At 59.5% G+C, this 26481-nt stretch carries 28 protein-coding genes; 11 read left to right on the top strand and 17 right to left on the bottom strand.

What is annotated here, in order from left to right:
- Positions 1-34: 34 nt before the first annotated feature.
- Positions 35-871 (top strand): S-formylglutathione hydrolase, encoded by an 837-nt coding sequence (gene fghA, locus ACURWW_RS04365; protein ID WP_445616743.1) that lies wholly within the window; start codon positions 35-37, stop codon positions 869-871.
- A gap of 125 nt (positions 872-996) precedes the next feature.
- Here the strand turns inward: fghA and ACURWW_RS04360 are convergent, their stop codons facing one another.
- From ACURWW_RS04360 to ACURWW_RS04350, 3 genes are all read right to left on the bottom strand, one after another.
- Positions 997-3093, bottom strand: coding sequence for a TonB-dependent receptor (locus ACURWW_RS04360; RefSeq protein WP_445616744.1), 2097 nt, complete (start codon positions 3091-3093; stop codon positions 997-999).
- A 108-nt stretch (positions 3094-3201) separates the two neighbouring features.
- Positions 3202-3513, bottom strand: a complete 312-nt coding sequence (locus ACURWW_RS04355) for a hypothetical protein (RefSeq protein WP_445616745.1) — start codon at positions 3511-3513, stop codon at positions 3202-3204.
- Positions 3514-3619: 106 nt separating this feature from the next.
- On the bottom strand, positions 3620-4579 hold the full coding sequence (locus ACURWW_RS04350) for an NAD(P)H-dependent flavin oxidoreductase (RefSeq protein WP_445616746.1): 960 nt from the start codon (positions 4577-4579) through the stop codon (positions 3620-3622).
- 263 nt (positions 4580-4842) lie between these two features.
- On the opposite strand from ACURWW_RS04350, the gene ACURWW_RS04345 reads away from it, so the two are divergent.
- The 5 genes from ACURWW_RS04345 to ACURWW_RS04325 all read left to right on the top strand — a co-directional run bounded on the left by ACURWW_RS04345 (position 4843) and on the right by ACURWW_RS04325 (position 9870).
- On the top strand, positions 4843-6294 hold the full coding sequence (locus ACURWW_RS04345; RefSeq protein WP_445616747.1) for a bifunctional 2-methylcitrate dehydratase/aconitate hydratase: 1452 nt from the start codon (positions 4843-4845) through the stop codon (positions 6292-6294).
- A 407-nt stretch (positions 6295-6701) separates the two neighbouring features.
- Positions 6702-7133 (top strand): DUF2267 domain-containing protein, encoded by a 432-nt coding sequence (locus ACURWW_RS04340; protein WP_445618245.1) that lies wholly within the window; start codon positions 6702-6704, stop codon positions 7131-7133.
- Positions 7134-7397: 264 nt separating this feature from the next.
- Positions 7398-7916: a TIGR00645 family protein gene (locus ACURWW_RS04335; protein ID WP_445618244.1), complete on the top strand. Its 519-nt coding sequence runs from the start codon at positions 7398-7400 to the stop codon at positions 7914-7916.
- Between the two features lie 105 nt (positions 7917-8021).
- Complete coding sequence (locus ACURWW_RS04330; protein WP_445618243.1) at positions 8022-8666, top strand: TetR/AcrR family transcriptional regulator; 645 nt, start codon at positions 8022-8024, stop codon at positions 8664-8666.
- On the top strand, positions 8647-9870 hold the full coding sequence (locus tag ACURWW_RS04325) for a serine hydrolase domain-containing protein (protein WP_445618242.1): 1224 nt from the start codon (positions 8647-8649) through the stop codon (positions 9868-9870). The genes ACURWW_RS04330 and ACURWW_RS04325 overlap by 20 nt, the downstream gene beginning before the upstream one ends.
- Positions 9871-9912: 42 nt before the next feature.
- Here the strand turns inward: ACURWW_RS04325 and ACURWW_RS04320 are convergent, their stop codons facing one another.
- On the bottom strand, positions 9913-10116 hold the full coding sequence (locus tag ACURWW_RS04320) for a hypothetical protein (protein WP_445618241.1): 204 nt from the start codon (positions 10114-10116) through the stop codon (positions 9913-9915).
- A gap of 120 nt (positions 10117-10236) precedes the next feature.
- On the opposite strand from ACURWW_RS04320, the gene ACURWW_RS04315 reads away from it, so the two are divergent.
- Entirely contained in the window at positions 10237-10554 is a 318-nt protein-coding gene (locus ACURWW_RS04315) for a BolA family protein (RefSeq protein WP_445618240.1), read from the top strand.
- Between the two features lie 86 nt (positions 10555-10640).
- Here the strand turns inward: ACURWW_RS04315 and ACURWW_RS04310 are convergent, their stop codons facing one another.
- From ACURWW_RS04310 to ACURWW_RS04285, 6 genes are all read right to left on the bottom strand, one after another.
- Positions 10641-11168: a hypothetical protein gene (locus ACURWW_RS04310; protein WP_445618239.1), complete on the bottom strand. Its 528-nt coding sequence runs from the start codon at positions 11166-11168 to the stop codon at positions 10641-10643.
- Positions 11169-11360: 192 nt separating this feature from the next.
- Entirely contained in the window at positions 11361-11954 is a 594-nt protein-coding gene (locus ACURWW_RS04305) for a DUF4202 domain-containing protein (RefSeq protein WP_445618238.1), read from the bottom strand.
- Positions 11955-11973: 19 nt separating this feature from the next.
- On the bottom strand, positions 11974-12600 hold the full coding sequence (locus ACURWW_RS04300) for a carbonic anhydrase (RefSeq protein WP_445618237.1): 627 nt from the start codon (positions 12598-12600) through the stop codon (positions 11974-11976).
- A 135-nt stretch (positions 12601-12735) separates the two neighbouring features.
- Positions 12736-13815 (bottom strand): endonuclease/exonuclease/phosphatase family protein, encoded by a 1080-nt coding sequence (locus tag ACURWW_RS04295; protein WP_445618236.1) that lies wholly within the window; start codon positions 13813-13815, stop codon positions 12736-12738.
- Between the two features lie 99 nt (positions 13816-13914).
- Entirely contained in the window at positions 13915-14382 is a 468-nt protein-coding gene (locus tag ACURWW_RS04290; RefSeq protein ID WP_445618235.1) for an SRPBCC family protein, read from the bottom strand.
- 27 nt (positions 14383-14409) lie between these two features.
- Positions 14410-14766 (bottom strand): DUF1622 domain-containing protein, encoded by a 357-nt coding sequence (locus ACURWW_RS04285; protein WP_445618234.1) that lies wholly within the window; start codon positions 14764-14766, stop codon positions 14410-14412.
- Between the two features lie 184 nt (positions 14767-14950).
- Here ACURWW_RS04285 and ACURWW_RS04280 point away from each other — a divergent pair, with 184 nt between their 5' ends.
- Complete coding sequence (locus ACURWW_RS04280) at positions 14951-15325, top strand: hypothetical protein (protein ID WP_445618233.1); 375 nt, start codon at positions 14951-14953, stop codon at positions 15323-15325.
- Between the two features lie 22 nt (positions 15326-15347).
- Here the strand turns inward: ACURWW_RS04280 and ftsH are convergent, their stop codons facing one another.
- Positions 15348-17282, bottom strand: a complete 1935-nt coding sequence (gene ftsH / locus ACURWW_RS04275; RefSeq protein WP_445618232.1) for an ATP-dependent zinc metalloprotease FtsH — start codon at positions 17280-17282, stop codon at positions 15348-15350.
- Positions 17283-17511: 229 nt separating this feature from the next.
- On the opposite strand from ftsH, the gene fnr reads away from it, so the two are divergent.
- On the top strand, positions 17512-18273 hold the full coding sequence (fnr, locus tag ACURWW_RS04270; RefSeq protein ID WP_445618231.1) for a fumarate/nitrate reduction transcriptional regulator Fnr: 762 nt from the start codon (positions 17512-17514) through the stop codon (positions 18271-18273).
- Positions 18274-18295: 22 nt separating this feature from the next.
- Here the strand turns inward: fnr and ACURWW_RS04265 are convergent, their stop codons facing one another.
- Complete coding sequence (locus ACURWW_RS04265) at positions 18296-18628, bottom strand: TfoX/Sxy family protein (RefSeq protein ID WP_445618230.1); 333 nt, start codon at positions 18626-18628, stop codon at positions 18296-18298.
- A 139-nt stretch (positions 18629-18767) separates the two neighbouring features.
- On the opposite strand from ACURWW_RS04265, the gene ACURWW_RS04260 reads away from it, so the two are divergent.
- Positions 18768-20066, top strand: coding sequence for a hypothetical protein (locus tag ACURWW_RS04260; protein ID WP_445618229.1), 1299 nt, complete (start codon positions 18768-18770; stop codon positions 20064-20066).
- Between the two features lie 69 nt (positions 20067-20135).
- Here ACURWW_RS04260 and ACURWW_RS04255 read toward each other — a convergent pair whose 3' ends face one another.
- Positions 20136-20582 (bottom strand): OsmC family protein, encoded by a 447-nt coding sequence (locus ACURWW_RS04255; RefSeq protein ID WP_445618228.1) that lies wholly within the window; start codon positions 20580-20582, stop codon positions 20136-20138.
- A gap of 408 nt (positions 20583-20990) precedes the next feature.
- On the opposite strand from ACURWW_RS04255, the gene ACURWW_RS04250 reads away from it, so the two are divergent.
- Complete coding sequence (locus tag ACURWW_RS04250; protein WP_445618227.1) at positions 20991-22202, top strand: substrate-binding domain-containing protein; 1212 nt, start codon at positions 20991-20993, stop codon at positions 22200-22202.
- A gap of 78 nt (positions 22203-22280) precedes the next feature.
- On the opposite strand, the gene ACURWW_RS04245 is transcribed toward ACURWW_RS04250, so the two are convergent.
- The 4 genes from ACURWW_RS04245 to trmL all read right to left on the bottom strand — a co-directional run bounded on the left by ACURWW_RS04245 (position 22281) and on the right by trmL (position 26319).
- The gene (locus tag ACURWW_RS04245) at positions 22281-23063 is read right to left on the bottom strand and encodes a glutaminyl-peptide cyclotransferase (protein ID WP_445618226.1); all 783 of its coding nucleotides are present in this window, start codon (positions 23061-23063) and stop codon (positions 22281-22283) included.
- A gap of 31 nt (positions 23064-23094) precedes the next feature.
- Complete coding sequence (gene mnmC, locus ACURWW_RS04240) at positions 23095-25170, bottom strand: bifunctional tRNA (5-methylaminomethyl-2-thiouridine)(34)-methyltransferase MnmD/FAD-dependent 5-carboxymethylaminomethyl-2-thiouridine(34) oxidoreductase MnmC (RefSeq protein ID WP_445618225.1); 2076 nt, start codon at positions 25168-25170, stop codon at positions 23095-23097.
- A gap of 130 nt (positions 25171-25300) precedes the next feature.
- The gene (fldB, locus tag ACURWW_RS04235) at positions 25301-25825 is read right to left on the bottom strand and encodes a flavodoxin FldB (RefSeq protein WP_445618224.1); all 525 of its coding nucleotides are present in this window, start codon (positions 25823-25825) and stop codon (positions 25301-25303) included.
- 20 nt (positions 25826-25845) lie between these two features.
- A complete protein-coding gene (gene trmL, locus ACURWW_RS04230) occupies positions 25846-26319 on the bottom strand; it encodes a tRNA (uridine(34)/cytosine(34)/5-carboxymethylaminomethyluridine(34)-2'-O)-methyltransferase TrmL (protein WP_445618223.1) in 474 nt (157 codons plus the stop codon).
- Between the last annotated feature and the right edge of the window lie 162 nt (positions 26320-26481).

Raw genomic sequence — 26481 nt, 5'->3', positions numbered from 1 at the left:
TAGTCAGATGAGATTTACCAAAAGGATTGTTTTTATGCAGGAAATCAGCAGCAACAAAATGTTCGAGGGGCACCACAAACGCTTCACCCATAAGTCGGAGCTTTGTGATTGCGAAATGACCTTTGCCGTCTACCTGCCGCCCCAGGCGGAAACGGAAAAGGTGCCGGTCATCTACTGGCTCTCCGGTTTGACCTGTACTGACGAAAATTTCGGCGGCAAATCCGGCGCCCAACGCTATGCGGCGGAAGAAGGCGTGGCCATCGTCATGCCGGACACCAGCCCCCGCGGCGTCAACCTACCGGGCGAGGACGAACGATATGATTTCGGCTCCGGCGCGGGCTTCTACCTCAATGCCACGCGCGAACCCTGGTCCCGCCATTACCACATGTACGACTACGTGGTTAAGGAACTGCCCGCCCTGGTCGCCGAGCACCTGCCCGTGAATGACGAGCGCGTGTCCATCAGCGGTCACTCCATGGGCGGCCACGGTGCCCTCACGATCGCCCTGAAGAATCCGGATCGCTATCGGGCGGTTTCGGCATTCGCACCGATTGTGGCGCCCACCCAGGTCCCCTGGGGCATCAATGCGTTTCGCGGGTACCTGGGCGACAATGAAAACCACTGGAAAGATTACGACGCCGTGGAGCTGATCCGCAGCGGCAAACGTCTGCCGGAGATTCTGGTGGAGCAGGGGGATCAGGACCAATTCCTCGAAAAGCAACTCAAACCCGAGTTGTTGGAGCAAGCCTGCAAGGAGGCCGGCATCCCGCTCACCCTCAATAGCCGCCCGGGCTACGACCACAGTTACTATTTTATTGCCACCTTCATTGAGCAGCACATTCGCTATCACGCGCGTCACCTGAAGGCGTGATACACGGCTGACAATGTCCCACTCCACAGGTCCGTAGCATCGGGCCGGAAAGCGCCGGCGGACGGAGAGCAGGGATGCTTCCGCCGCACGGCGCCATCGGTACATTCAGGACGACCGCAGAGACTTCAAAAACTGTAACGGAGGCCCACCTGAAAAGAACGTCCCCGTTCCGGGGCATAGTTTTTCAAAAGAGAGCTGTGATCCCGGATCTCCTCATCGGTCAGATTCTCGCCCTTCAGAAAAAGGACCACTTCCTCGTTTCCCACCGGCAGGTGGTAATCCCAATGGGCGTCGACGCGAACATAGCCATCAGTAGTTGACTCTTCGGGCGCAACCTCGTCCTGCTCACCAACAGCAGTGGTTCGCAGGCGGACGGACCAGTGATCCTGGCTCGCATAGGCCATCTCGAAGCCGATCCGGGCCGGGGGGATGCGGGGCAGCGGTTGGCCGTCGTTCAACTCCCCCCTGACCAGATCCCCGAACAGAGTAAGGTCCAGATGGTGGCCGCCCAAATCCAGGGGCAGCAGGACCTGGCCTTCGATGCCCTTGAATGTCGCATCCTCCTGCAGATAGCGGCTGACAATCACCTCCTCGTGTTCACCCACGTCACTGAGATAGATGAAATCATCAAACCGGTTATAGAACAGATTGACTTCCGCCTGCACCGGACCCAGATGCTTATGCCAACCCAGTTCCAGGTTCTGTGCGGTTTCCACTGACAGCCCTGGATTTCCCAGTTCAAACCGCCCGGTCGCGCCGTGCACGATGAAGGTTTCCGGATCCTGGCGGGCTGTACAACTTCCACCGTCAACATTGGAGTACAGCTCTTCAACACTGGGCGTCCGCTGCGCGCGACTGAGGCTGAGGCTGAGGTTGGCATCCTCTCGGTAGTGCCAGATGGAAGCGGCACTGGCGCTCCAGGTTGTTTCCTCGTAATCGCAGGCGTTCGTGGTGTCGATCCGCGGTTGTTCGAAGCGGGCCCCGAATTCATGAGTGAAATTGTTCTGGTCCAGCGTCTCCAGCAGGAAAATACCGATTGTGCCAATCTGGGACTCGGGGATGAATGCTTCCTCGCCGACCGCGGCAAAGTCCCGGTCACTGGCGTGTACACCCGCCAACCCGGACCAGGAGCCAATGCGATGATGCAGCTTGATGCGACCCTCCAGGCCGTCGTTGGTAAAACGTGTGCCCGTCTGTTCGCCTTCCAACTCCTGGTGTTCATAGCGATTGGAGCTCAGCTGCAGTTCTGTGCGATGAAATACCGCACCGAGATCGGTTGCCGCTACCAGGTCAATGCGCTCCTGCTCCATGTCCAGCCTTACAAACTCCGAATGCGCCTCTTCGTGCGCGCCTGCGGGCTCTTCGTGTTCTGTGTGGCCGTGGGCTCCAGGTGGTAACCCGTAGTTGTTTTCGAGCCGGGTGACTGCCACACCAGCAAAAGCGCCATCTCCGATCCAGGAGGCGCCCGCTGTCAATCGTTGTGCCTCCGTGTCCGAGTTGGCGACGAAGTGGCGGCTATTTTCCAGTTCTTCATTGTGTTCGCCCGCCTCGTGTTCGGCGTGCTCCAGGGCCGCTTCATCGATGGCCCAGCCGGGAATGTCATAGTCGTCCGTCTCGCGGAATACGCCATCCAGGTGCCATGCGAGGGACGATGCGCCGCCCTCCAGCCGGGCCACGGCCACCCGGCCCGAATCCGCGCGACTGAAGCGCGTTTCCACGGCGCCGGTCAGAGCCTGGGGCAACTGTCTGGGGATGCGGTTGTCGATCACATTGACGACCCCGCCAATGGCGCCGCTGCCATAGAGGAGGGTAGCCGGCCCGCGCACAATCTCGATTCGCTCAGCGAGCAGGGCTTCGACCGTACTGGCGTGGTCCTGACTGGCACCGGAGGCATCGAGAGTCGACAAGTTGTTCTCCAGAACGGTAACCCGGTTGCCACTGAGTCCCCTCACCACCGGCTGCCCCACTCCCGCGCCGAAGGACGACGAGTGAACACCCAGGGTGGTTTTGATGCTGTCCCCCAGGGTCGCGGCCGCCTTCTGCGACAGTTCTTCCCCCGTCAGTACATTGACGGGCAGTGCGGTCTCCGCGCGGCTCCTGTTCTGGGAGGCGCTGATAATGATTTCTTCAATTTGGTGGTCGTGTTCGTGCTGTGGAAACGCCTGGGGCGCCCACAGAGCGGTCGCGCACAGAGCGACCCCGCTGATTTTCGCGTTCATCATGTAATTTCCGATGGTTTTCCATAGGCGGCCGCACGAAACCGATGTCGGGCTCGTGGCGGGGCCGGTGACAGACTCCATTGCCGCAGGCGGCCAGGAGCAGGCGAAAAATCAGCTGAGAGGTGGTGCTCTGGTGGGAGGAAGATAATGGGGTGCAGTAACGACGGGGGCACTGGTGCCCGCCTGGACCGGTCGATCCGAACCCGGCTCGGGCTGGAGAGTTTCAGCTCCTTTGCTGGCGGTGTCCTTTACGGACTGGAGTTGCGAGCAGACTGTGCAATCGTGCCCGGCCGAGAGCTCTTCCACATCGTGGAAGTGGTAGGCGAGCGAGAGTTGGGCGAACAGCAACAGGGCCACTGCCACCCAGCGCATGCGGCGGGTGCAGTGACTGAAGTTGAGCTGGCGGGACGTGTGCATCTGCATGGGCGTCATCTGAGCCTGGGCGCTCCCGGATGGAAGCAGGCCCGGATCATAAACTGCGCGGTCGGACCGCTCAATGCTTTTTAGAGGAGTTTGCGACGCAGGGCCTTCAATCGGTATTGCAAACCCGCTCTTTGGCTTCGGCGTACTCGCGCTTGAAGCGCGCGATCAAATCAGCCGCCGGCACCACCTGTTTTACCGCTCCGATGCCTTGCCCGCAGCCCCAGATGTCCTTCCAGGCCTTATTGCGACCGGAACCGAAGTTCATCTTGCTGGGGTCGCTTTCGGGCAGATCGTCCGGATCGAGACCGGCGCGAACAATGGAGGGTTTCAGGTAGTTGCCGTGAACCCCCGTAAACAGATTGGTGTAGATCACGTCGTCCGCCGCGGATTCGACGATCATGTCCTTGTAGGCCTGATCCGCATTGGCTTCTTCCGTGGCGATGAACGCGGAACCCACATAACCCAGGTCTGCGCCCATGGCCTGAGCGGCCAGCAGCGCGCCTCCCGTGGCGATGGAGCCGGAGAGAATCAGCGGCCCGTCAAACCACTCGCGAATTTCCTGAACCAATGCGAACGGCGAGAGCGTGCCTGCGTGGCCGCCGGCGCCCGCGGCTACCGCGATCAGCCCGTCCGCCCCTTTCTCGATCGCCTTCTTTGCGAAGCGGTTGTTGATGATGTCGTGAAGGGTGATGCCGCCGTAGGAGTGCACGGCCTCGTTCACCTCCGGGCGCGCGCCCAGCGAGGTAATCACGATCGGCACCTTGTACTTCACGCACAACTCCAGGTCGTGCTGCAATCTATCGTTGGAGCCATGCACGATCTGGTTTACGGCGAAAGGGGCGGCGGGCGAATCCGGGTTGGCCTGATTGTAGGCGTCCAGCTCTTCCGTAATGCGTTTCAGCCATTCCTCGAGCACTTCCGCCGGCCGCGCGTTCAGTGCCGGAAAGGAGCCGACGATTCCTGCCTTGCACTGGGCGATCACCAGGTCCGGATTGGAGATGATGAACAACGGAGAGCCGATCATCGGCAGGGCGAGTGAATCTTTCAGAATGGGGGGCAGCGCCATGACAGTACCTTTTGTTTCGTTTCGCGTAGCTTGTTTCGCGGATGGAGGTCTCGCTACGGTGAGTACCGCGCGAACACAGACCTTGGAGTCATTACTGGCTCCGGCTCGACCGGATTCGGGTCAAGCGGCTTACTTTAGGTGAGCGCCATCGGGTGGTCAACGGTTTACGGGTCCCGGGGGCCCGTGCTGGTCAAAATTCTGCAGGGCGTTATGGGGGCATTCAGATGGCGGAGCACAACAGGAAGGACAAAGAGAGGTACACGATGAGCAGCAATACGGAACTGGCGAACCGGCCCGATTACGACACGGTGCTCAAGGACATGGCCGACTATGTGCTGGCCAGGCCCAGCTTTTCGGAGCTTGCCATGACCACCGCGCGGCACTGCCTGATGGACAGCCTCGGCTGCGCCATGCTCGCGCTGCAGTTTCCCGAATGCACCAAGCATCTCGGCCCTCTGGTGGAGGGCACCGTGGTCCCCATGGGGGCGCGCGTTCCGGGCACGCCCTATCGCCTGGACCCAGGCAAGGCCGCCTGGGACATTGGCTGCACGATCCGCTGGCTGGATTTCAACGATACCTGGCTCGCTGCAGAGTGGGGGCATCCTTCGGACAATCTCGGGGCCATTCTGGCCGTCGCCGACTTCCTGTCCCAGCGGCAAACGGCGAACAACGAGCCGCCACTGACCATGGAGATCGTGCTGAATGCCATGATCATGGCCCATGAGATTCAGGGGGTTCTTGCTCTGGAAAACAGCTTCAATCGAGTGGGCCTGGACCATGTGCTGCTGGTCCGGGTCGCATCCACCGCAGTGGCTGCCTGGCTCATGGGCGCCGGACGGGAGGAAACCCTGGCCGCCATCAGCCAGGCCTGGGTCGACGGCTCGGCGCTGCGCACCTACCGTCACGCGCCCAATGCCGGCTCGCGAAAATCCTGGGCCGCCGGCGACGCGACTGCACGGGCGGTACGTCTTGCGGACATGGCCCTGCGTGGCGAGATGGGCGTTCCGGGGGCCCTGACTGCGCCCACCTGGGGATTTTACGACGTGAGCTTCAAAGGCCAGCCGTTTCACTTCCAGCGGAAATACGGTTGCTATGTGATGGAGAACATACTGTTCAAGCTCGCCTTTCCCGCCGAGTTCCATGCCCAAACCGCCTGTGAGGCCGCGGTCATCCTGCATCCGCAGGTGCAGAGCCGTTTGGGAGACATCGAGCGCATCGAACTGACGACCCACGAGTCCGCCATCAGAATCATTTCCAAGGAGGGGCGGTTGAACAACCCCGCTGACCGCGATCACTGCCTGCAGTACATGGTGGCGGTGCCCCTGGCATTCGGCGATCTTCAAGCTGAACATTACGAGGATGCCTTCCACAGGCAACATCCTGTGATCGACGAACTGCGCAGCAAAATGAAGGTTCAGGAGAATCCCGATTACTCCCGGGACTACCTGGACCCGGACAAGCGTTCGATCGCCAACGCGATACAAGTGTTTTTCGCCGATGGGACTTCTACCGATAAGGTGGCGGTGGAGTATCCCATTGGGCACCGGCGACGCCGGGACGAGGGAGTTCCCTTGCTCGAGCGAAAGTTTCGCAACAACCTCGCGGAAGTCTTCCCTCCGGGTCGATGTGAAAGAATTTTTGATCTGTGTAACGATTCCGATCAGTTGCGCAGAACACCCGTGCACCGTTTTATGGATCTGTTGGCTTTCCCGTAAACGGACGGAGATTGTGTTACGCCATAAATCCAAATACGCCGGTTTTCCCCAAAGCATTTGCTGGGGCAGGCTTTAAGCTCCGCGCCGGCGCCCCTCCTCCGCAGGGGATCGATGGACTTGAGTTTGTGTGAGTCGAAGCTGTTGGTGGCTCCGATACCCCGATGCAGTTTGCCGATGGGGTGGGGTGTTTTGAAACCCTCGCGGGAGGGACCCCGCGAGGGAGCTCCAGGGATGGATTCATGCGTTTTCAAAACACCCCACCCCATCGGCAAACGTGATGCCGGCAGCCATATCCCCGGTGCTCAGTTTAGCGCGAGTATTAAAATCCTGAATGACTGGAGTAAGGCTCCATGCAAGTCGGTCCAAGCCATTGCAATCATCACTATTAAGCACGGCCAGGAGGGACTATGCGAAACCATGTGGGTACCATCGATCGGAATGTTGAGATGGCGAATGTGTGGCTGGCGGAAATTTCCGATCAGCTTGACCATGTCGACCGGGAGGCCGCCTGGGCGGCCATGAACGCGGTTCTGCGCACGGTTCGGGACAGGGTTCCGGTGGACGAAGCGGCCGACTTCGCCGCGCAACTTCCAACCCTTATTCGTGGCGCTTACTACGAAGGCTGGCGCCCGTCGGAAGCGCCGCACCGGTGGCGGCACAAGCAGGACTATCTTGGAGCCATACGGGAGAAACTGCCCGGTCGGGACAATCTGGACCCCGAGCAGGCCGCGCGGGCCGTACTCAAAGTGGCCGCCCGGCACATGAACCCCGAAGAACTCGAGAAGATCAAAGCGATCCATCCCAAGGAAGTCTGGGACCTCTGGCCCACCATGCACTAGCGGCCTGCCGGGCCGAACATCGACGTTCGGTCCGCAATCAAGGCCGAAGTGCCTGGTTCGACATGAAGGGTTTGTGGAACAGGCCCGCAAAACCGGGGTGGGTAAAATCCAGCCGGCCTGCCAGCGCCTCTGGGTCAGGCCGGCGCTCCCAGCCCTGTACTCCTGCTCCGGGCATACTCATCCGTCCGGGAATCATCTATCATAGTTGCGCATTTTGATCGCGTCGACGTGACCAGCGGACGCAGCAGTAGATGGAGCAGGGGAATGAGCAACAAATTTGAGAGAGGTCTCGAGTCCACCATATTCAACAGCCGGTGGCTGTTGGCGCCGTTTTTTCTCGGATTGATCGTCAGCATCGTGGTGTTGCTGATCAAGTTCACGACCTATCTTGCCTACCTCGTTCAGGACCTTTTCGCCATGGAGGTGGGCGCAGTAGTTACCAGTATTCTGACCCTCGTGGACCTGTCACTGGTGGGCAGCCTGTTACTGATGATCATTTTCAGTGGCTATGAAATCTTCGTGTCCAAGATCGACGTCAGCAATCATGTGGATCGACCGGACTGGATGGGCAAGGTGGACTTCAGCGGACTCAAGCTCAAGGTCATAGGCGCAATTGTGGCCATCTCCGCAATCGAGCTTTTGAAAACATTCATGGAAATGCGCGATGCCGATGTTGTAAATGCGGACCTGATCATGTGGAAAGTCATCATCCATATGACATTCGTGGTCTCCGGTGTGCTGTTCGCCATCATGGACAAGATCGCAGCAGGAACCAAACACTAGTGGGTTGAAAAACTGGGGAGCCTGTCAGGCCGAACAGGGAAGTCGACAGATATTCTCGCAAATATCGTACATCGTTCCGATCGCAAAAAATAAAAGGTAAGCAAAATGCCGGTCAGCGAAAATCGCCCCGCGAACGAAGACGGAGCTGAACTGCGAACCCGAATTGTCCATACTTTCGTGGAGCGCGCGAAGGAGGTGGGGGTGCGCGCGGTGTCCACGGACGACATGGCCCGCTCCCTATCCATCAGCAAAAAGACTCTTTACAAGATTTTCCGGTCCAAGGAGGACCTTGTGCGCGAGGTCCTCAACGGCTGGGAAGAGCAACTGCGCCAGCCGCTGGATTTCTCAGGCGGCGACGATCCCCGCTCCGTCGTTCATGCGGCCGTGGGACGCTGGTATGACAATGATGCGCAGTTCAAGCCGGTGTTCTGGGACGATGTTGGGAATGACTATCCGGCATTGCGCAAGAAGTACTTTGATGTGATGTTCGAAAACATGCGTCACATTGGCAGCCATCTGACTGAATTTCGCAAACCGGGAATGTCGAAGGAGTTCGGGCTTCAAGTCTATATGCTGCTGATGATGAACGCCCCGCAACCAGAATTTTATGAGAAAGCCAGAATGAATCGCCGGGAAGCCGTCATGAAGGCTCTCGATGTGTGGCTGGACGGTGTTTTCGATCTTCCGGATCGAACCAAGCACCCGGAACCTGAGAAAGCGGAGGATCAGTTTGAGCAGACAAACACCTGACGATTTACCCATGGCGGAGCCGGAAGTGGTCGGCATGTCCGCCGAGCGTCTCGCGCGAATACAACCGGTTATGCAGCGCTATGTGGACGATGGGATGATTCCCGGAGCCGTAACCATGGTGGCACGTCACGGCAAGATCGTTCATTTTGAGTCCTGCGGTTACAAGGAGGTGGCGCGGCAGGACCCCATGCAGGTGGACACCATCTTCCGCGTTGCGTCCATGACCAAGCCAATCGTGTCGTTGGCCCTGATGATGCTCTACGAGGAGGCCCGGTTTCAGCTCCACGATCCACTTGGCAAGTTCATCCCCGCTTTTGCCCAGATGGACGTGATGACCGATGACGGAAAAGGCGGCTGGCGCCCGGTGCCGGCCAAGCGCCAGATCAATATCCGCCACATCCTGACCCATACAGCGGGGTTTGCCAGTGAACATCTGGAGAACTTCGGCGGTTTCAGTAACAAGCCTTATAAGGAAATCGTCCGCCCGGGGGATCGCAGCGGGACTATCGGGGATTTTGTGGAGCGCATGGCTCAGGCCCCGCTGCTTTTCGAACCCGGGGAGAAATGGCACTACTCGAGGGCCACTTGCGTTGTCGGGCGTCTGGTTGAAGTGATTTCCGGGCAATCTCTCAAGGAGTTTCTGGAAGCGCGCATTTTTGCTCCCCTGGGAATGGTGGATACTCATTTCTTCCTGCCGCGGGACAAGGCTTCCCGCTTTGCAGCCTCCTACAAACCCGGGGACGACCAGAGAATTCTTCTGGATGATCCCAATACCGAGGAGAGTGTTTTTCTCAGCGAAACCAGCGAATTCTACGTTGGCTCGGGCGGGCTTGTGTCCACGGCCGCGGATTACTTCCGGTTCGCGGAGATGCTCCGGCGGGGAGGGCGGGTGAATGGCGGGCGGCTGGTCAGCCGCAAGACCGTCGACCTCATGACACAGAACCACGTAGGGAAGCGGCAGGTGTGGCTCAGTGGAGCGGGCTATGGCTTTGGCCTGGGTTTCGGAGTCATGCTGGACCAGGGGATCGCCCACAAGATCATCAGCCCGGGAAGTTACTCGTGGGGTGGAATGTACTGCACCTATTGGTGGAACGATCCGGTGGAGCAGCTGTTCGGCATGATGCTTACGCAGGTGCGACCTTACGATCACCTGAACATCCGTCAGGATATGGAAGTGCTGGCCACCCAGGCCATCGACGACTGATAACGGCGCGGCGCGAGAGCGGTCAGGTCCGCGGCTGGGGGCTTACTCCATCGGCTCGGGTTCCCGCTCGCCCCGGGCTGCCATGAACGCCTCGTAGTGCTCCAGAAGCGATCGCCCCTGGGCACGCCGCTCGGCGGATTTGCGGCGCTTGCGGTGGTAGAGGTCCATGGGCAGTTGGCGGCAGGGGTCCGGCTCCTGGCGTCGTTCGCGTCGACGGCGGTCGATGAAGATTCTGGTGCGGTCCATGCGCTGGGTCCTCCGCGGTCCTCTTTAGCTGTCGGGCGTCGCCCCGTATACTGGCGACTATACGCGGCGGGGGCTCGAAATCGTGATCCCGCCAGCCCAAGCTTCAGTAGAGGTGTATCTGTGAGTATTCAGGAACGTATCCAAGCTACCCTGGCCAGCGAACTGCAGCCGAGCCATCTCAAGGTCGAAAACGAAAGCCACATGCACAACGTGCCGGCTAATTCGGAAACACACTTCAAGGTCGTTGTGGTCAGCCCGGAATTTGCCGGCAAGCGGCTGGTGCAACGCCATCAGCGAGTATACCAATTATTGCAAGAGGAGCTCGCGGGGCCGGTCCATGCGCTGGCCCTGCATACCTATGCACCGGACGAGTGGCAGGATGGCGCGCAGGTGACCCCGTCACCCGATTGCATGGGCGGCAAGGCGAGGGAAGAGTAGGGCTCGTGAAGGGTTTGCGGACGATGCCGCAAACCCGGGCCGCAAACTCAGTCGGAAAAGCCCGGGATGGCTTTTCCAACCGACGGCTAGTTGGTTACAAATTGGCCTTTCAGGCTCATTACAGCCCGATGATCGTCCATCAGCTTGAAGAAGGAGTCGAACTTGGAGGCGATGATGGCATTTTCGTCCTGATCGCCACTGGCCACGTAGGTGACTCCCTTGATGGCTTTACCCAATTCCGTCGACATTGCGTCCATGGCCGCAAACAGCTTGGTCGTGGTCGCTTCATCGCCAAAGATGCGACCGTGGTTGGTCTGCGTCATGTAACCGTCACACTCCATCAGCCAGGCTTTGCGCTGATCAACAAAGGTCTTGATGTTTCGTATGCGTCCTTTGTATTGAGTGTCGAGCCGGGTGTTGCGAAAGTTTTTCAGGCTGGGGACATCGCTTTGCATAAACGAGAGCTTGGTATCTTCACAAAACTTCCAACTCAGATAACTTGCAAACTCTACGTTGCTTTGGGCGGTGGCGCGCTCCCGTTGACAGGCTTCGTCACAGCCGAGCGCCGGCGCAGCGAGTACCAGCAATACGATAAGACCTATGAGCTTATTCATATTATGGGCCTCAAGGATGAAAGGTAAGAACGGAACTTCACATGCTTGCGGTGATGTATATCACAGAAGGTATCGAAGTCAACACTAATGATTAGTTCGTAACGAAATTGTCTTAAAAGAAGATTCTATATGCGCACCCCAGAGGCGCATTGCCCGCCTATCGCGGCTGCATGTGTGTCAGCGAGGTGTTAGTCAGCGAGCGCTATCGGACAGCGTTGAGTCCAGCAGGATCCTGAGCGCTTTCGAAAACTCGATGGTCATGGCCGCTGTCCGCGCCGGTGGGGACATTTTGTTCCAGGTCTTGCGGATGATGGAGCGCAGCTTTTCCTCCCGGTGTTGCTCCGCAAAGTCTGCAAGGTGATACCGGAGGAACACGAGGCAGGCGAGGTCCTCAAGGGTCTGGGCATCCGGGTCCTGCCTGAGGCTTGTTTTCGCCAGCATGGCCCGGCACCGTGCGATGCTGTCTCGATCATAGCCTGCCTCCCGCATCAGCAACGCGGTCTGTTCCCCATGGAAACGACCCAGTTCGCGCCGCCACTGGAGGTAGCCCGGCCGGTTCCGCGGGAAGCTGTCGCGGGGGATGTTCCAGCGGCGGATGTGCTGGGCGCGTGCTGCGATCCTGAGCACTTCCCCCGCGCCGGGTGCGAAGTTCTGCAACTCCCGGGTCATTCGCAATGAATAAAGATACTCCTTCGGCCATTCCCGGCCGTCGGCGAACTCCCGGTTCGGGTCCTCCTGATTCGCTTGGTCAATGGCCCGGATAACCTGCGTCAGTTGATCAGTCATCGGACCCGGCGGAAGGCAATCAGGACTGGGGGAGGCCATCAAAGAAATCCACCTCGCCCGTCTCCAGGGAATACTCCGCACCGACCACCAGCAACTCACCTTTTTCGATCAGTTGTTCGAGAATCTGAGAGCCATGGCGAAGGTGATCCGCCGAAGCCCGGATGTTGGCCCGTACCGCGTGGTGATACAACTCGTCGGGATTTGCATAGCTTCCGCTTTCTACCAGGGTCTCGACGGCGGGGCGAACGCGGTTCACGATAGAGCGCAGATTGGGTGATCGATTTTCCTGGGGGCGTTCCAGCTGTTCCAGCGTAGCCTGGATGGCCCCGCATTTGGTATGGCCGAGCACCACCACCAGGCGTGTTCCAAACGCTTCCGCAGCGAATTCGACGCTGCCGATCTGGGAGGGAGCGACGACATTGCCGGCGACGCGGATAACAAACAGGTCCCCGAGCCCTTGGTCGAATACCAGTTCCGCGGGTACGCGGGAATCGGAGCAGCCGAGAATAATGGCGAAAGGATTCTGGCCCGACACCAGTTCGTCCCGGCGAATCTGCTCGGGCGGGACGCTCCGTTCGCGCTTGCCCGCCCGGAACCGCTGATTGCCATCAATTAACCTCTTCAGAGCGTCGGTTGCTGAAATCACACTGATCACCTTCTGGTTTCTGTTGTTATTGACCGCCTGCGATCCAAAGGTCTCGGGGCGGTGCTTGAGTGCCGCAGATTATACAATCTTTGCGCGCAAAACCACGGATTAACTCTCAGCTGAAAGCATCTTTTTTCAGTCTTCCGGCTCTGGAACGTCCTGCTTCGAAACACCGGCTTTGCGATGCTTGGACCGGGCCCACCGGCGGGCTTCTTCATCCTCGTCCAGGCCCTCCTGGTCCGTGTCGGGCCCTTCGAGCATGAGTTCGGTTACCAGCGCGAAGTGATCGGAGCTGAAGTCCCCCTGTCGGGACATGGAGACCAGGGTGAAGTGGTGACTGTGGAACAGGTGATCCAGTGGCCAACGCAGGAACCAGTGTTGGGCATGAAAGGTGTTGAACATTCCGCGTCCGACCCGCGGATCCAGCAGCCCGCTCACCTTGCGGAATACCCGGGTGGTCCGGGACCAGGCCACGTCGTTCAGATCGCCGCTGACGATGGTGGGCATGTCCGAATCGGCCACGCTGCGCGCCACCACCAGCAGCTCGGCATCGCGCTCCACCGAGTCGTCGCTCTCTGTCGGACTGGGTGGCTCCGGGTGTAGAAAGTGACAGCGGATTTGCTGGCCGCCCGGCAGGGTGACCAATGTATGGATCGAGGGATTGTCCTCACTCAACAGATAGTCGATGCCACTGTTGCTGAGGGGAAGACGCGAATAAAGGTGCATGCCGTAGCGGTTGTCCAGCGGGCATTTCACGGCGTAGGGATAGTCCGGTTCCAGAACGTCCAGCTGTTCCTGCCACCATTGATCGGTCTCCAGGGTGACCAGCAGATCCGGGTTGCTCTCCCGCACGAGGTGAAGGAGCGCATCGGCGCGCCGATTGGACATAAGGACATTGGCAATCATCAGGCGGAGCGTGCGATCGGGATTCCGCCGGTCGGCCTGTTTTACTTCCACGGGAAACAGGGGAGAGTAGGGAATAATCCACCAGGCTTCGTAACACAGCCCGACCACTGCAGCCACAATCAGCAACCAGCTCGAGAGCTGATCCAGGTCCAGAAGCGCCAGTTCCATGACGAGCAGAACGACCAGGGCGATGGAAATCTGCAGGCGCGGAAAATCGAAGCTTCGAACCACCCAGGACTCGAAGTGCAGTTGGGGCAATAGTGCAATGCCCACAAGGGCGATGGTGGCGATAAGGAACGCGACAAACATGAAGTCCTCAAGGCGATCCGCAATCGGGCCGTACCTTTGCGACTGGAGGCGCAGAGCTTCGGCAGGCCCGGAGTTGATTGGTTCACTGTGCGGCTGGAGTTAGGCGCTTTCCGATTGCAGTTTGTCGCGCAGTCGCTCCAGGCTGCGCCGGCTCTGAACGGCAATTGCCTTGCGCAACAGAACCGGCTCCACATATCTCAGCCAGCCTTTGGTGGTGTAGGAAAATTGCCGCTTGAAGACGGTGCCCTCCTCACTGTGACTAAGGGTGTAGCTGGTGACGGCATCCAGAATGACGGATTGCGCTTCAAGCTCCCACAGATAGGGGCGGTCCGACTTTGTGATGGTGCAACACACGGATCGGACCAGGCTGAACGGCAAGAACTGCGGTCCCCGGCGAACCGTCCGCACGGTGAACCGATCCCCCGGTGTCTGCCCGTCCGTCTCCACGGTTGGTGGCGTGGACAGTGAAAACCACTCGTGCCACCGTTTCGGGTCGGTGACGTAGTCGAACACCACTTCGGGCTCTCGCGCGATCGTGATTTCGTGAAAAAACTGGTGTGTGGCCATCCGCGCTCTAGGTTTCCTCTGCTCCGGTTATTCGATGGCGTTCTTCTGCCATGGCCAACGCCCCGTCAACTCCAGTTCGAGGCTGAAGCTCAAAAAGGTTCGAATCAGCAACACCGCCGCCAGCAAGCCCACGCTGCTGGCGGACACATCGACCGCTACCGTGTGAATGATGTCCGCGGCCACCAGGAACTCGAGCCCCAGCAGTATACCGCTGCCCAGGCGCTGACGGACCTGGTGGTAGAGCCGGTCGCGTTCGGCCTTTCTGATCAGGCAGGTTCCCGCGAATGCGAGGGAATATAAGGTGGCCCCCAGGATGACAAGGATGCCCAGCAGCTCGATGGTGGCCGCGGTCGCTTCCGCAAATGGCGCCAGGATTTCCGACATGGGCGTTTTTCCTTTGTTGTTACTGTTACCAGCCAATTGGTTCGAGTTTCTTTTACCGGCACAGTTCGCGAACGCGCGGAGGGCAAATGCGGTGAACAGGAACGACAGACTTTCCCGACCGCGAACTTCGTTCACCTGAGGGCTGTCTCGTAAGCAGGATATGAATGAGGTTGGGAGGACGGGCGTGAAGATTCATTACTGGATTTTGTTGCTGTCGGTAATCTTCACCGCTCTGGCCTTCCAGCAAGACTACACTCTGTACGGGAGGCTTGATGACGCACGGGATCCGGGCGCGGATGAGTTGGAGGAAGGGGGGACTCGCTTTTTCATCTCCGGGCCGGACGGGCGTTTTCTGGAAGATGTGGAACTGGCCCTGCGAAGCCAATCCGGAGCAGAGTTGATGCGTGCGACAGCCGACGGCCTTCTTACCATCGGTTTGCCTGATGGACACTATGTGGTGGAGGCCCGGGACGCATCAGGGGCGACCCAGAGCCGCCACTTCCGTGTGGACCGGCGCCGCATTCAAGATATTAAACTTGTGATTCCCGGCGAAGACTAGAAACGTTCTCCTGGGTAACCGTTCAAGGGTTCGCCGCCAGCGACGCGCGGGGCTTCAGAACGTCGGCCAATAGCTCGTCGACTGCCGCCCGGTCCAGGGTCTCCTTCTCCAGCAGCGCATTGGTCAGCTTTTGCAATGCCGCCTTGTTTTCCCGCAGGGTCTTCTCCGTCCGAGCTTCCGCTTCGGAGATGATGCGGTGGACCTCCTCGTCGATCTTCCGCGCCGTGTCTTCGCTGAAGTCCTTTTCCTGAGTCAGTTCGTAGCCCAGAAAGGGGTGTTCACTGCCGACCCGAAAATGCACGGGACCGATCACCTCGCTCATGCCCCACTGGGTCACCATCATCTTGGCGAGCCGGGTGGCCTGTTCCAGGTCGTTGGCGGCGCCCGAGCTGATATTGCCCAGTGCGAGCTTCTCCGCACTGCGTCCGCCGAGCATGACGGAGAGCCGGGTCTCCACATAGGGTTGGGAATAGTTGTGGCGGTCCTCCGGTGGGAGCTGCGCGGTGACGCCCAGAGCCCGGCCGCGGGGGATAATGGAGACCTGGCGCAGAGGATCACTCTCCGGGAGCAGCAGGGCAACCAGTGCGTGGCCGCTTTCGTGAACCGCGGTGCGTTTCCGCTCCGACGGGTTGAGCAGGTCCCGACGCTCGCTGCCCATGACCACTTTGTCGTGGGCCTTGTGAAAGTCTTCGCGGTTGACCTGGTGCTTGTTGTGGCGGGCGGCCATTAGGGCAGATTCATTGACCAGGTTGGCGAGGTCCGCGCCGGAAAACCCCACGGTGATACCGGCAATTTCGTCCAGGTCCACGTCACTCGCCAGGGGAACCTTACGGGTATGGACCTTGAGAATATCCCTGCGCGCGCCCCGTTGAGGCAGCTCCAGCGTCACCTTGCGATCGAAGCGGCCAGGTCGGAGCAGGGCCGGGTCTAGTACATCCGGTCGGTTGGTGGCAGCCAGTACCACCACGGCTTCTTCGCCCGAAAAGCCGTCCATCTCCGCCAGCACCTGATTGAGAGTCTGCTCTCGTTCATCGTTACCGCCGCCGAGGCCGGTGCCACGGACTCGGCCAACCGAGTCGATCTCGTCAATAAAAATCAGGGCCGGGGCACGGCGCCGCGCTTCGGCGAACATGTCCCGCACCCGGGAGGCGCCCACGCCCACAAACATTTCGATGAATTCCGAACCGCTGATGCTGTAGAAGGGCACGCCCGCTTCGTGAGCCGTGGCTTTGGCCAACAGGGTCTTGCCGGTGCCGGGGGGACCCATCAGCAGAATGCCGTGGGGCATTTTTGCGCCCAGTTCCCGGAATTTGTCCGGGTCGCTGAGAAAATCCACAATCTCCTGAAGGTCCTGCTTGGCTCCTTCCGCGCCGGCCACGTCCTCGTAGCCCACGTCATGATCGGTGCTTTCGAACAGTCGGGCCTTGGATTTGGAGAAACTGAAGAAGCCGTCCTTGCCGCCGCCACCCATGCGCTGCTGCAGCATGCGGCTCGAATAGATGAAAAAGGCGAGGATCAGCAGCCACGGCAGAACCGAGAGCAGCACCTGGAACCAGCGGGGCTCCTGGGCCGAGCGGGCAGTAATGGTCACCCCCCGTTCTTCCAGCAGGGGCAGGAGTTCCTCGTCACCGGGGCTCGGCATTACGGTCGTGAAGGTCTTGGGCTCATCGTCTGCTCCGCGTGCGCCACTGCTTTCGACGCGGAAGGTGCCCCGAATCTGGTCTCCCTCGAACCGCACGCTGGCCACTTCATCCGCCACGACTGCGGATTTGAACTCAGTGTAGGGAATATTTTGCGTCCCGGGCTCGGATAGCGTGGAGAAGAGGTAATAAACGGCAAAAAACATGAACAGCCACATGAGCATGTGACCGTCGAAGGGGCGAACGGGGGGTGGGTTTCCGCGGGTCGGTTGCTGCTGCGGCTGCTTGTCGGGCTTTGGCGCCATCGGATCGGCCATTGACTGATAATTCCCCTTTTTCGAGCTCGTTGATCTGCATTCAATTGTACAGTGTCGATGACCGTTTTGAATCTCAATGTTGACCGGCCTGGACCTCGATGCCGGCCTCAGGGTCAGCCGGCAGCCTTTGACAAGCACGCAGCGTTTATCCTACTCTCTTGATCCATATCAATTCGCCTGCAACCTCTCCAGCCATTGCGGGCATCCAGAGACGGATCATTCGTACCGTATGTCCAAGTCCAATCAGCCCCTTGAAATCATTCAGAGCTGTCACTCCACCCCTACCGTTTCCTGCTCCCAGTGCCGGTTGGCGTCCATTTGTCTGCCCATCAGCCTGCACGTGGAAGACGTGGACAAGGTAGACGGCATCATTCAGCGAGGCCGCCCTCTGCAGAAAGGGGATTACCTGTACCGGGCGCGGGATACCTTCCATTCCGTCTACGCGGTTCGATCGGGAACTGTAAAAACATACACCAGCACCAATGATGGCAAGGAGCAGGTGACCGGCTTTTATCTGCCCGGGGAGATTCTGGGGCTGGACGGAGTCGCTCGCAGCACTCATACCAACTCGGCGGTGGCGCTGGAAACATCTGCGATCTGCGAAATCCCATTCAACAAGCTGGATGACCTGGGCAGCCATATCCCCAATCTTCATCGCCACATGTACCGCCTGCTGGGACGCGAGATCGGCACGGATCAGCAGTTGATTACACTGCTCAGCAAGAGCAGTGCGGACGAACGGGTAGCCACGTTGCTGCTCAGCATCTCCAGCCGCAATGGTCGCCGAAACCTGTCAGTTACCAGTTTTCGCCTTCCCATGTCCCGGGCGGACCTGGGCAATTACCTGGGGCTGACAGTTGAAACCGTCAGCCGAACCTTGAGCCGCTTCCAGAAACAGGGCCTTATTCGGGCGGACAAGAAGGAGATCACGATCACCGACATTGAGGCCTTGCGCAAAATCGGTGACATCAGTCTGTTTGAGACCGACTAACGTCACCGCGGTCGTTCCGTTTCTACTTCCCTGTTTTTCTGCTTCGCAGCGCCGCTTCATAGGAGCGGCGCGCCCAGCGCGCGGCTTCCTCCTGATCCTCCAACACTTCTTCCGGCGCCTGGAAGTAGCCCAGTTGTACGGCTTTCCCCTGGCGTTGATAGGTAAACGGTGTCAACTGGCGCTCCTGGAAGTGGCCCAGACATTCGGCGTCGGCTTTCAGGTATAGCGTGTCGTCGGTGACCAGGGCGAACATCAGCCCATCGTGGAAAATGCCGGCACCACCGAACATTCGCCGCATCGAGACGGGGCCAAACAGGCCGAAAATCTCCTGCAGGTGATCGGTAAATTCACTCATAGCTTACCCTTCCGCGGTCCGTTGCAGACCATCCACGCCTCTACATTCACCTGTCTATTGATCCGTGTCAAATGATGAGCTCCGTTTGAATGCCATTCTACTGCTCCCGATAATCGATGTCGTGAGCGGAGGTTTATTCATGAGCCGTAAAACCACGAAGCTGTCTCTGCGGACGCTTCTCGCAGTTGTTTTCACCCTGGCCCTCCACTGGTCCAGTGTGGCGACGGCCATCCCGGTGTTTGCCCGTCAATACAATATGTCCTGTACCGTTTGCCACGATGCGTTTCCACGCCTGAATGAATTTGGTGAAGCATTCGCCGACAGCAACTTCCGCTTGCCTCAATGGCGTGACACGATGATGGATGTGGGAGACGAGAGCCTTGCCCTGCCGAAGTATCTGCCACTGGCCATTCGCGCCCAGGGCAATGTCCAATGGCGGGACGGCGAGCAGATCGATGTGGCTACCGGCCACACCCTGTCCGATTCGAGCACGGACATCCAGGCTCCTTACATGGTGAAGTTGCTGTCCAGCGCTCCTCTCTCGGATAACATTTCCTACTATTTCTATGCAATATTCGCCGAGAAGGGCGGCAATGGTGAAACCATCGTCGAGGATGCCTGGTTCCAGTATGCGGACATTTTGGGTACGGGCGTGTCCGCCCAACTGGGGCAGTTTCAGGTGTCCGATCTGATGTTCCCGCGCGAGGTGCGGCTGACCTTCCAGGATTACTACGCCTACCGCGCCGCAGGGATAACTTATGACCGCGGACTGATCGTGAGCGGTGATCTGGGTCCTGTGGACTGGGCCGTCGGCGCTGTGAATGGCAATGGCATCGAGCAGAACTACGATCTGAACGGGCCCGGCTACCGTCGCCCGGACAAATTATTCGACAACGATTCCGGCAAACATTACTTCGGTCGCGTAGGCGCGTCCCTGGGTCCCGTTGATGGCGGGCTTTTCGCCCTCGCGGGAGAGCAACGCAGTGCGGGTGGTTTTGCGGGCATGGATCTCGGTGTGCGGGACTCGGACAAGCAGATCCTCGGTATTGATGTAGCGGGGGATATCAGCCCGCAGATCCACTGGTACGGCCAGGTGCTCTGGAACAGCTGGGAGGGTTTTCTCGACCAGGCTCCCGGTGACGATTACGACTGGATCGGGGCTTTTGCCGGTGTGGACTACATTCCCAACCAACGCTGGGCCTTCTCCGCGCTCTACAACATTGCAGAAGCGGACGACTTTGACGATACAGGCACCATTTACGAGGGGATCGAGATCAATACTCTCACCGCCACTGCGGCGTATTATTTCATGCGCAATGTTAAAGGAATAATGGAGCTCAATATCGACCTGCAAAGTGAGGAAGACGGCGGCCCCCCCTTTGTGGGCCACCAGAGCAAGGAAAACTATCTTCTGTTTGGTATCGACATCGCGTACTGATCCGCTGGCTGGCAAGCAGTTGCTTTAATCAAGTTCCCGATTGAAGCAACTGCGGCGGGGTCGCTTCGGTCAATGTTCCTTGACCACCGTGCCTTCACCATCGATTACGGACACCTTTACCGGAATTCCCCGGCGCACACTCTGGGTGACCACGCAGAAGTCCTCGAACTGATCCAACGCTCGATCCAGATGCGGCAGCTCGGCGGCCGTGTTGCCCAGTGTGATGGTCACTTCCATTCCTGCGATCCTCAATCGCTTATCCACCCGTTCCGTTGAACCGCTTATGGTGGCGCTGAGCTCACCCGGCTCGCCTTTGAACTTGCGAACGGCAAACAGCAGGCTGGCACAAAGGCAGTTGGCCACCGCTGCGGCGAGCATGCGCTCGGCATTCGGACCTTCCCCTTTTCCCAGGGGCTCGGGCTCGTCAACCATGAAATTGCCGAAGTCACCAAAATCGATCTGGAACAGATAGCCTTCTACAAGGCGCAGGTTGATGGAAAAACCCTGATCAGACATGAGAGAACTCCTCGTGGGTAACGCGGGCGGGTAGCGGCTCTTTCGGTTGATGAAAGACAACTCATGAGTGTTGTCGCTCATCCCGTCGGAACGCGAGAGGCTCGCGAATGGTTCGGGAACAACTGCCATACAACTGTAACATTAACAGGAAATTTACTCTGTACAATGCGCCGCGATAGTCGCATCGGCGAATGTTTCGCCGGGAAAGGGAGATTTCTGATGGTATGGCGAAACATCGCATCCGGGCGCGGACTCTTGTTGTTATTCTTGTGTGTCTGCGGGTTCATTCCGAGGGGGCTTTCGGCACAACCGGGAGGGGACGAGCTCCCATCCGCACACTTCCAATTCGCGCAAACCCAGGTGCCGCTTTTCACCGTGCAGGGTTCCAACACGGTGGGCGCGAACCTTATGAAGCAGCTGTTGCTCGACTGGTTCCAGGCACGGGGCGCCCGGGATGTGGTCAGCCGGGCGGAGCCGGTGTTCAATGAATACCGGGTTCAGGCCTTCGACGGAGAGCGCACGGTTCATGTGGCCGTAGCCGCACATGGCTCCAGCACAGGCTTTGCAGCCTTGGAGGCCGGCAACGCGGAGCTCGCCATGTCGTCCCGGAGAATAAAGCCCGCCGAGGTCGCCCGACTCGCGCGTCTGGCCAACATGCAAAGCTTTGAGAGCGAGCACGTGATTGCCATTGACGGTCTGGCAGTCATTGTCCATCACGAGAACCCGATAACTGCCCTCACCATCGACCAACTGGCCAGAGTGTTCTCGGGGGCCGTGAAGGACTGGAGCGAGTTGGGGGCGGAGCCCGGGGCCATCAACCTGTACGCCCGGGATGAGAATTCCGGTACCTGGGACACTTTCAGAAGCCTGGTGCTGGGTGATCAGAAGCTGTCCACCGCGGCCCGCCGCTTCGAATCCAATGATGAACTTTCCGACCTGGTCGCGGCGGATCGGCGCGGCATCGGCTTTGTCGGCCTGGCGTCGGTTCGTCAGACCAGGAGCCTGGCGATTTCCCACGCGGGGACGTCGCCGCTCACACCAGAGCGTGTCGTTGTGGCCACGGAAGACTACCTCCTGTCTCGCCGCCTTTATCTGTACGCGGCGGGACGGTCACAGCACCTGGAGGATTTCCTCGCTTATGTGCAGAGCGACCGCGGCCAGAAAATCGTGGAGGAGAGCGGTTTTGTTTCCCAGAACCTGATCAGCACGCCGGTCACTGGCGGCCTCAGCGGACCGCCCGAATACCTGGAACTCGCGAACGGCGCCGAGCGGCTTTCGGTCAATCTGCGCTTTGCCGAGGACAGCGCGCAGTTGGATAACAAGGCGAAGCGCGATATCCAACGCATCGTGTCCTACATGAGACGGGATGAAAACGCGGACAAGCGGTTGTTCCTGGTCGGCTTCGGAGATCGCCGACAAAGTGAGCGCCGAGCCGTTATTCTGTCCAAGCTGCGCGCAAGCGCGGTGAAGTCGGAGCTGTTCAAGCTGGGGGTGCCTACCGAACCGGTTCTCGGCCTTGGTGCCGATTTGCCCGTGGCGGGTAACGACGCGGCGGGCAGGACCCGAAACCGCCGCGTTGAAGTCTGGGCGGGGTACGCTGCGCGCACGTCGGCGCCCTGACCCTCGGACGGCTGGTGTTATACAGTGCAGGCCGCGAGAGGGCGTTGTGTGCACTGAAAGCGCATTGGGGATCCCGCCTCAGTCCGGCGGATTCAACCTGATCAGATAACGATAGCGCCAATACTTTCCCGTAACCCAGAAACCGTCATGGACCGGGTCGTACGCGATTCCGTTGACAACGCTTTCGCTGGAGCGCAGTGCGGCTTCCTCTCTCAAGGGCTGCAAATCCACGAAACCCCGCACCCTGCCACTGGACGCATCGATGCTGTAGATCCGGTCGTCGTACCAGACATTGGCCCAGATGACGCCTTCGTGGTATTCCAGTTCGTTGAGCCGGGGCAGCGGTTTGTCGCCAACCCGGACCGGCAGAGTCTTCTGCAACTTGAACTCCGTGTCGTAGTAGCGCAGCAGATCGCTGCCGTCACTGAGAATCAAGTGCGTGCCGTTGTGGGTCAAGCCCCAGCCTTCGCCGCTGTACCGGTATTCGTCCTCGACTTCGAGTGTGTGTTTGCTCAGCGCCCAGGCTTTGCCGGCTTTCCAACTCAGGAGGTAAAGGCGGTCATCGAGCACGGTAATTCCCTCGGCAAAAATGTCCCGTGGAATATCCTGCTTCTGTCGGTGTTCGCCCGATCGTGAATAGCGCACCAGGAATGACCGACCGTAATGACCGCTGCTCTCGAAGAAATAATCCTCGTCGATGGTGAAGCCCTGGGTAAAAATTTGTGCGTCGTGGGGCTCACGGTCCAGCGTTTGATAGCCGTACTCCTTTACTTTCATATCCTGCGCCAACGCACCAACGCTCAACAAAACAATTGGCAGCGCCCGTAGCAGTACTCCGGTAAAAAGTATGGATCTCGTCATGATCAGCGTCGTCCGGTGGGAATGAGGTTCATTATGGCGCGAGCCGATTGCGAATCAAATCCCGGATAATGAACCGCGCCGGATTGAGTGCCGTAGCCAGGTCGCGCGACAGGGGCAGCAGGTCGCCGCTCATCTGTGCGGCCAGCGTGGCGGCGGCAAGGGGGGTGTAGGCGAGGCCGCGAGACCCGTGCCCCACGTTCAGGTAGAGGCCCGGATAATATGCGCCACTGTCCACAATGCCGGCGCGGGCGTTGTGGCGCAGTGCCCGGTAGCGCTCCGCAAAGGCGGCAAAATCGGGAGCGGGGCCGACCAGGGGGAGGTAGTCGGGTGTGGTGCATCGAAAACCGGTGCGCCCGGTCAGTGTCGCCGGATCGATGGCCCTCAAAGTGTCGGCGAATCGGGGCAGGGAGGTGGTCAGCGTGGCCAGGTTTTTTTCGTGGTCTGCTGTCAGGACATCCGCGCGGGTTTCGCGCAACGTGAAGGTGGCGCCGAACGATTGCAAGGTCCGCTGTTCGTCGCGCATGGCGGGTGCAAGGTAGCCCTCGCCGCACAGCACTGTTCTGACCGGCAAGGCTTCGCCGTCAAAACAACTGACCTGGCCGCGAATGGGTTTGAGGGGCAGATGGGCCATCGGGGGCAGGTGCCGCGCGTTATGGGCATTGGCGATTACCACGTTGGGGAACTGTCCCAGGTCTTCACCGCACGCGCTCTGCAGGCGCCAGCCGGAGTCCTCCCGGTGCAGCCGCTCCACTTGCTGGCCGAAGTACACGGCAACGCGCGGATGGTCCACCAGTTCTCGACACAGAAGGGGAGGGCTCAACCAACCCAGGTACGGGAAAAACAGGGCCGAATGATCCAGCGCGACGCCAGCCTTTTCGCTGGCTTCACGGGGGCTGAGGAAGCACAGAAAATCGTCGCTATCTGCAAAGACCCGGCGCAGCCCGCCCTGAATCCGTGTCTGGCGCTCGTTATAGGCAAGTTGTAGCAGTCCGCACTGCTCGCCGAATGCAGGGTCGTGTGCTTCTCGCCAATAATTCGAGTAAAAACGCTGGGCGAACAACAGGCTGGCCAGATTGAACAGGGCGAGGCCATCCCGATCCGTGGACAACTTGCCGTACACCACGCCTTGAGCATTGCCCGAGGCGCCGGTGGCCACCTCTCGGGAGCTTTCAAAGACTGTTACCTCCCATCCCCGGTCTGCAAGCGCCCGAGCCGTGTGACTGCCCGCCAGGCCGGCGCCAATGACGGCCGCCCGTGCCTCCGACGTGCGCCGCGGGCTCACGTGCCACGGGGCCGGGTAGGGGGATTTCCTGCACTCAGTGGGAAAGTCGGCCGGGTCCGGTTGCGGCCGCCCCGTGAAGCGAGCGGCGATCATCTCCCGTTTATGGCCGAAGCCCGGTCGTTTCTCCACCTGAAAACCGGCTTCCGCCAGGCCTCGCCTGACTACCCCCGCCGCTGTAAAGGTGGCAAGGCTGGTTTCGGAATGGCTCAGGGATGCGAGCGCTTCGAACAGTTCAGGCGTCCACATACGGGGATTGCGGGCGGGGGCAAATCCGTCCAGGAACCAGGCGTCCATACCCCTGTGAAAGGGTTTGCGGTGGAGTGGATGGTCACTGGCCAACAACTGCTGCAAGCCGTTTGCGGCATCCGCAACGATTAACGTGAGCTTCACCCGGCCCCCGGAAAAACTGAAGGGGTGAAAGCCGGTCAGGAGGCGCTCCGGGTAGAGCTCCAGCAATCGCGTCCGATACTGAGCCAGCTCGGGCCACATGGCTAGGGCTCGCGCCAGGTCCCGCCGCAGCAGGGGCTGGTTTTCCACCGACACAAAGTGGAGTTGCCGATCTGGGGGTGCGCATTGCTCCCAGAGCTGCCAGGCGGCGAGAAAATTCAGGCCACTGCCAAACCCGGTCTCGCCAATAAAGAAGGTAGAGCGTGAGGGTTCCTCCTGCCAGCGCTCCTGAAGACGATTCTGTTGCAGGAACACATAGCGGGTTTCCTCAAGACCATTGTGGCGGGAGAAGTAGACATCGTCGTGCTGGGTGGAAACCGGCTGACCGTCGTCACTCCAGTCAAGCTCGGCGGGTGGCGGATTGAGGGGTGTGGACATCGAGGGCCTGTTTACTGAAATGATTGTGGTTGCGGACTTTTCTCAGACCATCCAAACGGACCAAGGACGAAGCTCTGGACCGGATTGTTCGCCAGAGCGCTCGCCAATGGCCCGCCTGGCAATAAGGCATTCAGGCCGGATTCGAGAATTCGTCCAGTACCTGATCGCACCAGCGCTGAATGCGTTCGTCGGAGAGCTCGAACTCATTCTCTTCATCCAGCGCGAGGCCCACGAAATAGCTGCCGTCGTCGCTCAGGGCCATGGAGCTGCTGAACTCGTATCCGGCGGAGGGCCAATAGCCGCAGAGGGTCGCACCCTGTTCCAGCACCTGATCGTGCAGATAACCCAGAGCATCCTGAAACCACTCGGGGTAGCCAATCTGGTCCCCGCAGCCGTACAGGGCCACCTTCTTGTGGCGAAGGTCCAGCTCGCTCAGCTCCGTCCAGACACTCTCCCAGTCTTCCTGCAACTCACCGTAGTCCCAGGTGGGGATGCCGAGAATCAGGAGTGGGTAATCGGCCATGCCCGCGACCGGCTCCTGGCCCACGTCGTGCAGCTCCACCTGGGCGTTCTTTTCCGCCAGATAATCGCGAATCTTTTCCGCTGCAATCTCCGTGTAGCAGGTTGAACTGCCGTAAAACAATCCGATGCGCATAATGACCTTCAGTTCGAGGATTAAACAGGCTGCTCGCCCGCGCCGGGAAAGCCGAGCTGCCGCCAGGCTTCGTAAACAATGACCGCCGCCGCGTTGGACAGATTCATGCTCCGGCTGCCCGGCAGCATCGGGATTCGCAGTACCTGCTCGGGGGGCAGGCTCTCGAGGATATCTCGTGGCAGGCCCCGGGTCTCGGGCCCGAAGACCAGCCAATCGTCCGACACGAAGCGCGCCTGGTCATAGCGGCGCGTTCCCTTGGTGGATACTGCGAGCAGCCGCCCCGGCTGTGCCTGGGCGAGAAAGTCCTGCCAGCTTTCATGAACCACGATATCCCGCCACTCCCCGTAGTCCAGGCCGGCGCGCCGCAGCCTTTTATCGTCCAGTGCAAAGCCAAGGGGTTCGATCAAGTGCAGGCCGCAGCCGCAATTGGCGGCCAGCCGAATAAGGTTGCCGGTGTTCGGAGGGATTTCTGGCTGATAGAGAACAACGTTCATGGATACGGCAGATGATAGGGTGAAAGGGCCGTGCTCAAACGGCACGGTCGACTATTCTATCAAATGGGCGGCCGGCGCTGGACGTGTTGCAGGATTTCAGTAGGATTCGGGAGAACCGGATGCCGACCAACCCGCTGCCACGGGGGTTGCCACGGGCCCAAA

This window comes from Gilvimarinus sp. F26214L (assembly GCF_054401055.1).
This window is presented reverse-complemented; position numbering and strand designations above follow the sequence as displayed.

What these genes read in the sequence shown, in the direction of transcription:
- fghA (WP_445616743.1), top strand. Translation starts at nt 35, where the DNA reads ATGCAGGAAATCAGCAGCAACAAAATGTTCGAGGGGCACCACAAACGC.
- ACURWW_RS04360 (WP_445616744.1), bottom strand. Translation starts at nt 3,093, where the DNA reads ATGATGAACGCGAAAATCAGCGGGGTCGCTCTGTGCGCGACCGCTCTG.
- ACURWW_RS04355 (WP_445616745.1), bottom strand. Translation starts at nt 3,513, where the DNA reads ATGCAGATGCACACGTCCCGCCAGCTCAACTTCAGTCACTGCACCCGC.
- ACURWW_RS04350 (WP_445616746.1), bottom strand. Translation starts at nt 4,579, where the DNA reads ATGGCGCTGCCCCCCATTCTGAAAGATTCACTCGCCCTGCCGATGATC.
- ACURWW_RS04345 (WP_445616747.1), top strand. Translation starts at nt 4,843, where the DNA reads ATGAGCAGCAATACGGAACTGGCGAACCGGCCCGATTACGACACGGTG.
- ACURWW_RS04340 (WP_445618245.1), top strand. Translation starts at nt 6,702, where the DNA reads ATGCGAAACCATGTGGGTACCATCGATCGGAATGTTGAGATGGCGAAT.
- ACURWW_RS04335 (WP_445618244.1), top strand. Translation starts at nt 7,398, where the DNA reads ATGAGCAACAAATTTGAGAGAGGTCTCGAGTCCACCATATTCAACAGC.
- ACURWW_RS04330 (WP_445618243.1), top strand. Translation starts at nt 8,022, where the DNA reads ATGCCGGTCAGCGAAAATCGCCCCGCGAACGAAGACGGAGCTGAACTG.
- ACURWW_RS04320 (WP_445618241.1), bottom strand. Translation starts at nt 10,116, where the DNA reads ATGGACCGCACCAGAATCTTCATCGACCGCCGTCGACGCGAACGACGC.
- ACURWW_RS04310 (WP_445618239.1), bottom strand. Translation starts at nt 11,168, where the DNA reads ATGAATAAGCTCATAGGTCTTATCGTATTGCTGGTACTCGCTGCGCCG.
- ACURWW_RS04305 (WP_445618238.1), bottom strand. Translation starts at nt 11,954, where the DNA reads ATGACTGATCAACTGACGCAGGTTATCCGGGCCATTGACCAAGCGAAT.
- ACURWW_RS04295 (WP_445618236.1), bottom strand. Translation starts at nt 13,815, where the DNA reads ATGTTTGTCGCGTTCCTTATCGCCACCATCGCCCTTGTGGGCATTGCA.
- ACURWW_RS04290 (WP_445618235.1), bottom strand. Translation starts at nt 14,382, where the DNA reads ATGGCCACACACCAGTTTTTTCACGAAATCACGATCGCGCGAGAGCCC.
- ACURWW_RS04285 (WP_445618234.1), bottom strand. Translation starts at nt 14,766, where the DNA reads ATGTCGGAAATCCTGGCGCCATTTGCGGAAGCGACCGCGGCCACCATC.
- ftsH (WP_445618232.1), bottom strand. Translation starts at nt 17,282, where the DNA reads ATGGCCGATCCGATGGCGCCAAAGCCCGACAAGCAGCCGCAGCAGCAA.
- fnr (WP_445618231.1), top strand. Translation starts at nt 17,512, where the DNA reads ATGTCCAAGTCCAATCAGCCCCTTGAAATCATTCAGAGCTGTCACTCC.
- ACURWW_RS04265 (WP_445618230.1), bottom strand. Translation starts at nt 18,628, where the DNA reads ATGAGTGAATTTACCGATCACCTGCAGGAGATTTTCGGCCTGTTTGGC.
- ACURWW_RS04260 (WP_445618229.1), top strand. Translation starts at nt 18,768, where the DNA reads ATGAGCCGTAAAACCACGAAGCTGTCTCTGCGGACGCTTCTCGCAGTT.
- ACURWW_RS04255 (WP_445618228.1), bottom strand. Translation starts at nt 20,582, where the DNA reads ATGTCTGATCAGGGTTTTTCCATCAACCTGCGCCTTGTAGAAGGCTAT.
- ACURWW_RS04250 (WP_445618227.1), top strand. Translation starts at nt 20,991, where the DNA reads ATGAAGCAGCTGTTGCTCGACTGGTTCCAGGCACGGGGCGCCCGGGAT.
- ACURWW_RS04245 (WP_445618226.1), bottom strand. Translation starts at nt 23,063, where the DNA reads ATGACGAGATCCATACTTTTTACCGGAGTACTGCTACGGGCGCTGCCA.
- mnmC (WP_445618225.1), bottom strand. Translation starts at nt 25,170, where the DNA reads ATGTCCACACCCCTCAATCCGCCACCCGCCGAGCTTGACTGGAGTGAC.
- fldB (WP_445618224.1), bottom strand. Translation starts at nt 25,825, where the DNA reads ATGCGCATCGGATTGTTTTACGGCAGTTCAACCTGCTACACGGAGATT.
- trmL (WP_445618223.1), bottom strand. Translation starts at nt 26,319, where the DNA reads ATGAACGTTGTTCTCTATCAGCCAGAAATCCCTCCGAACACCGGCAAC.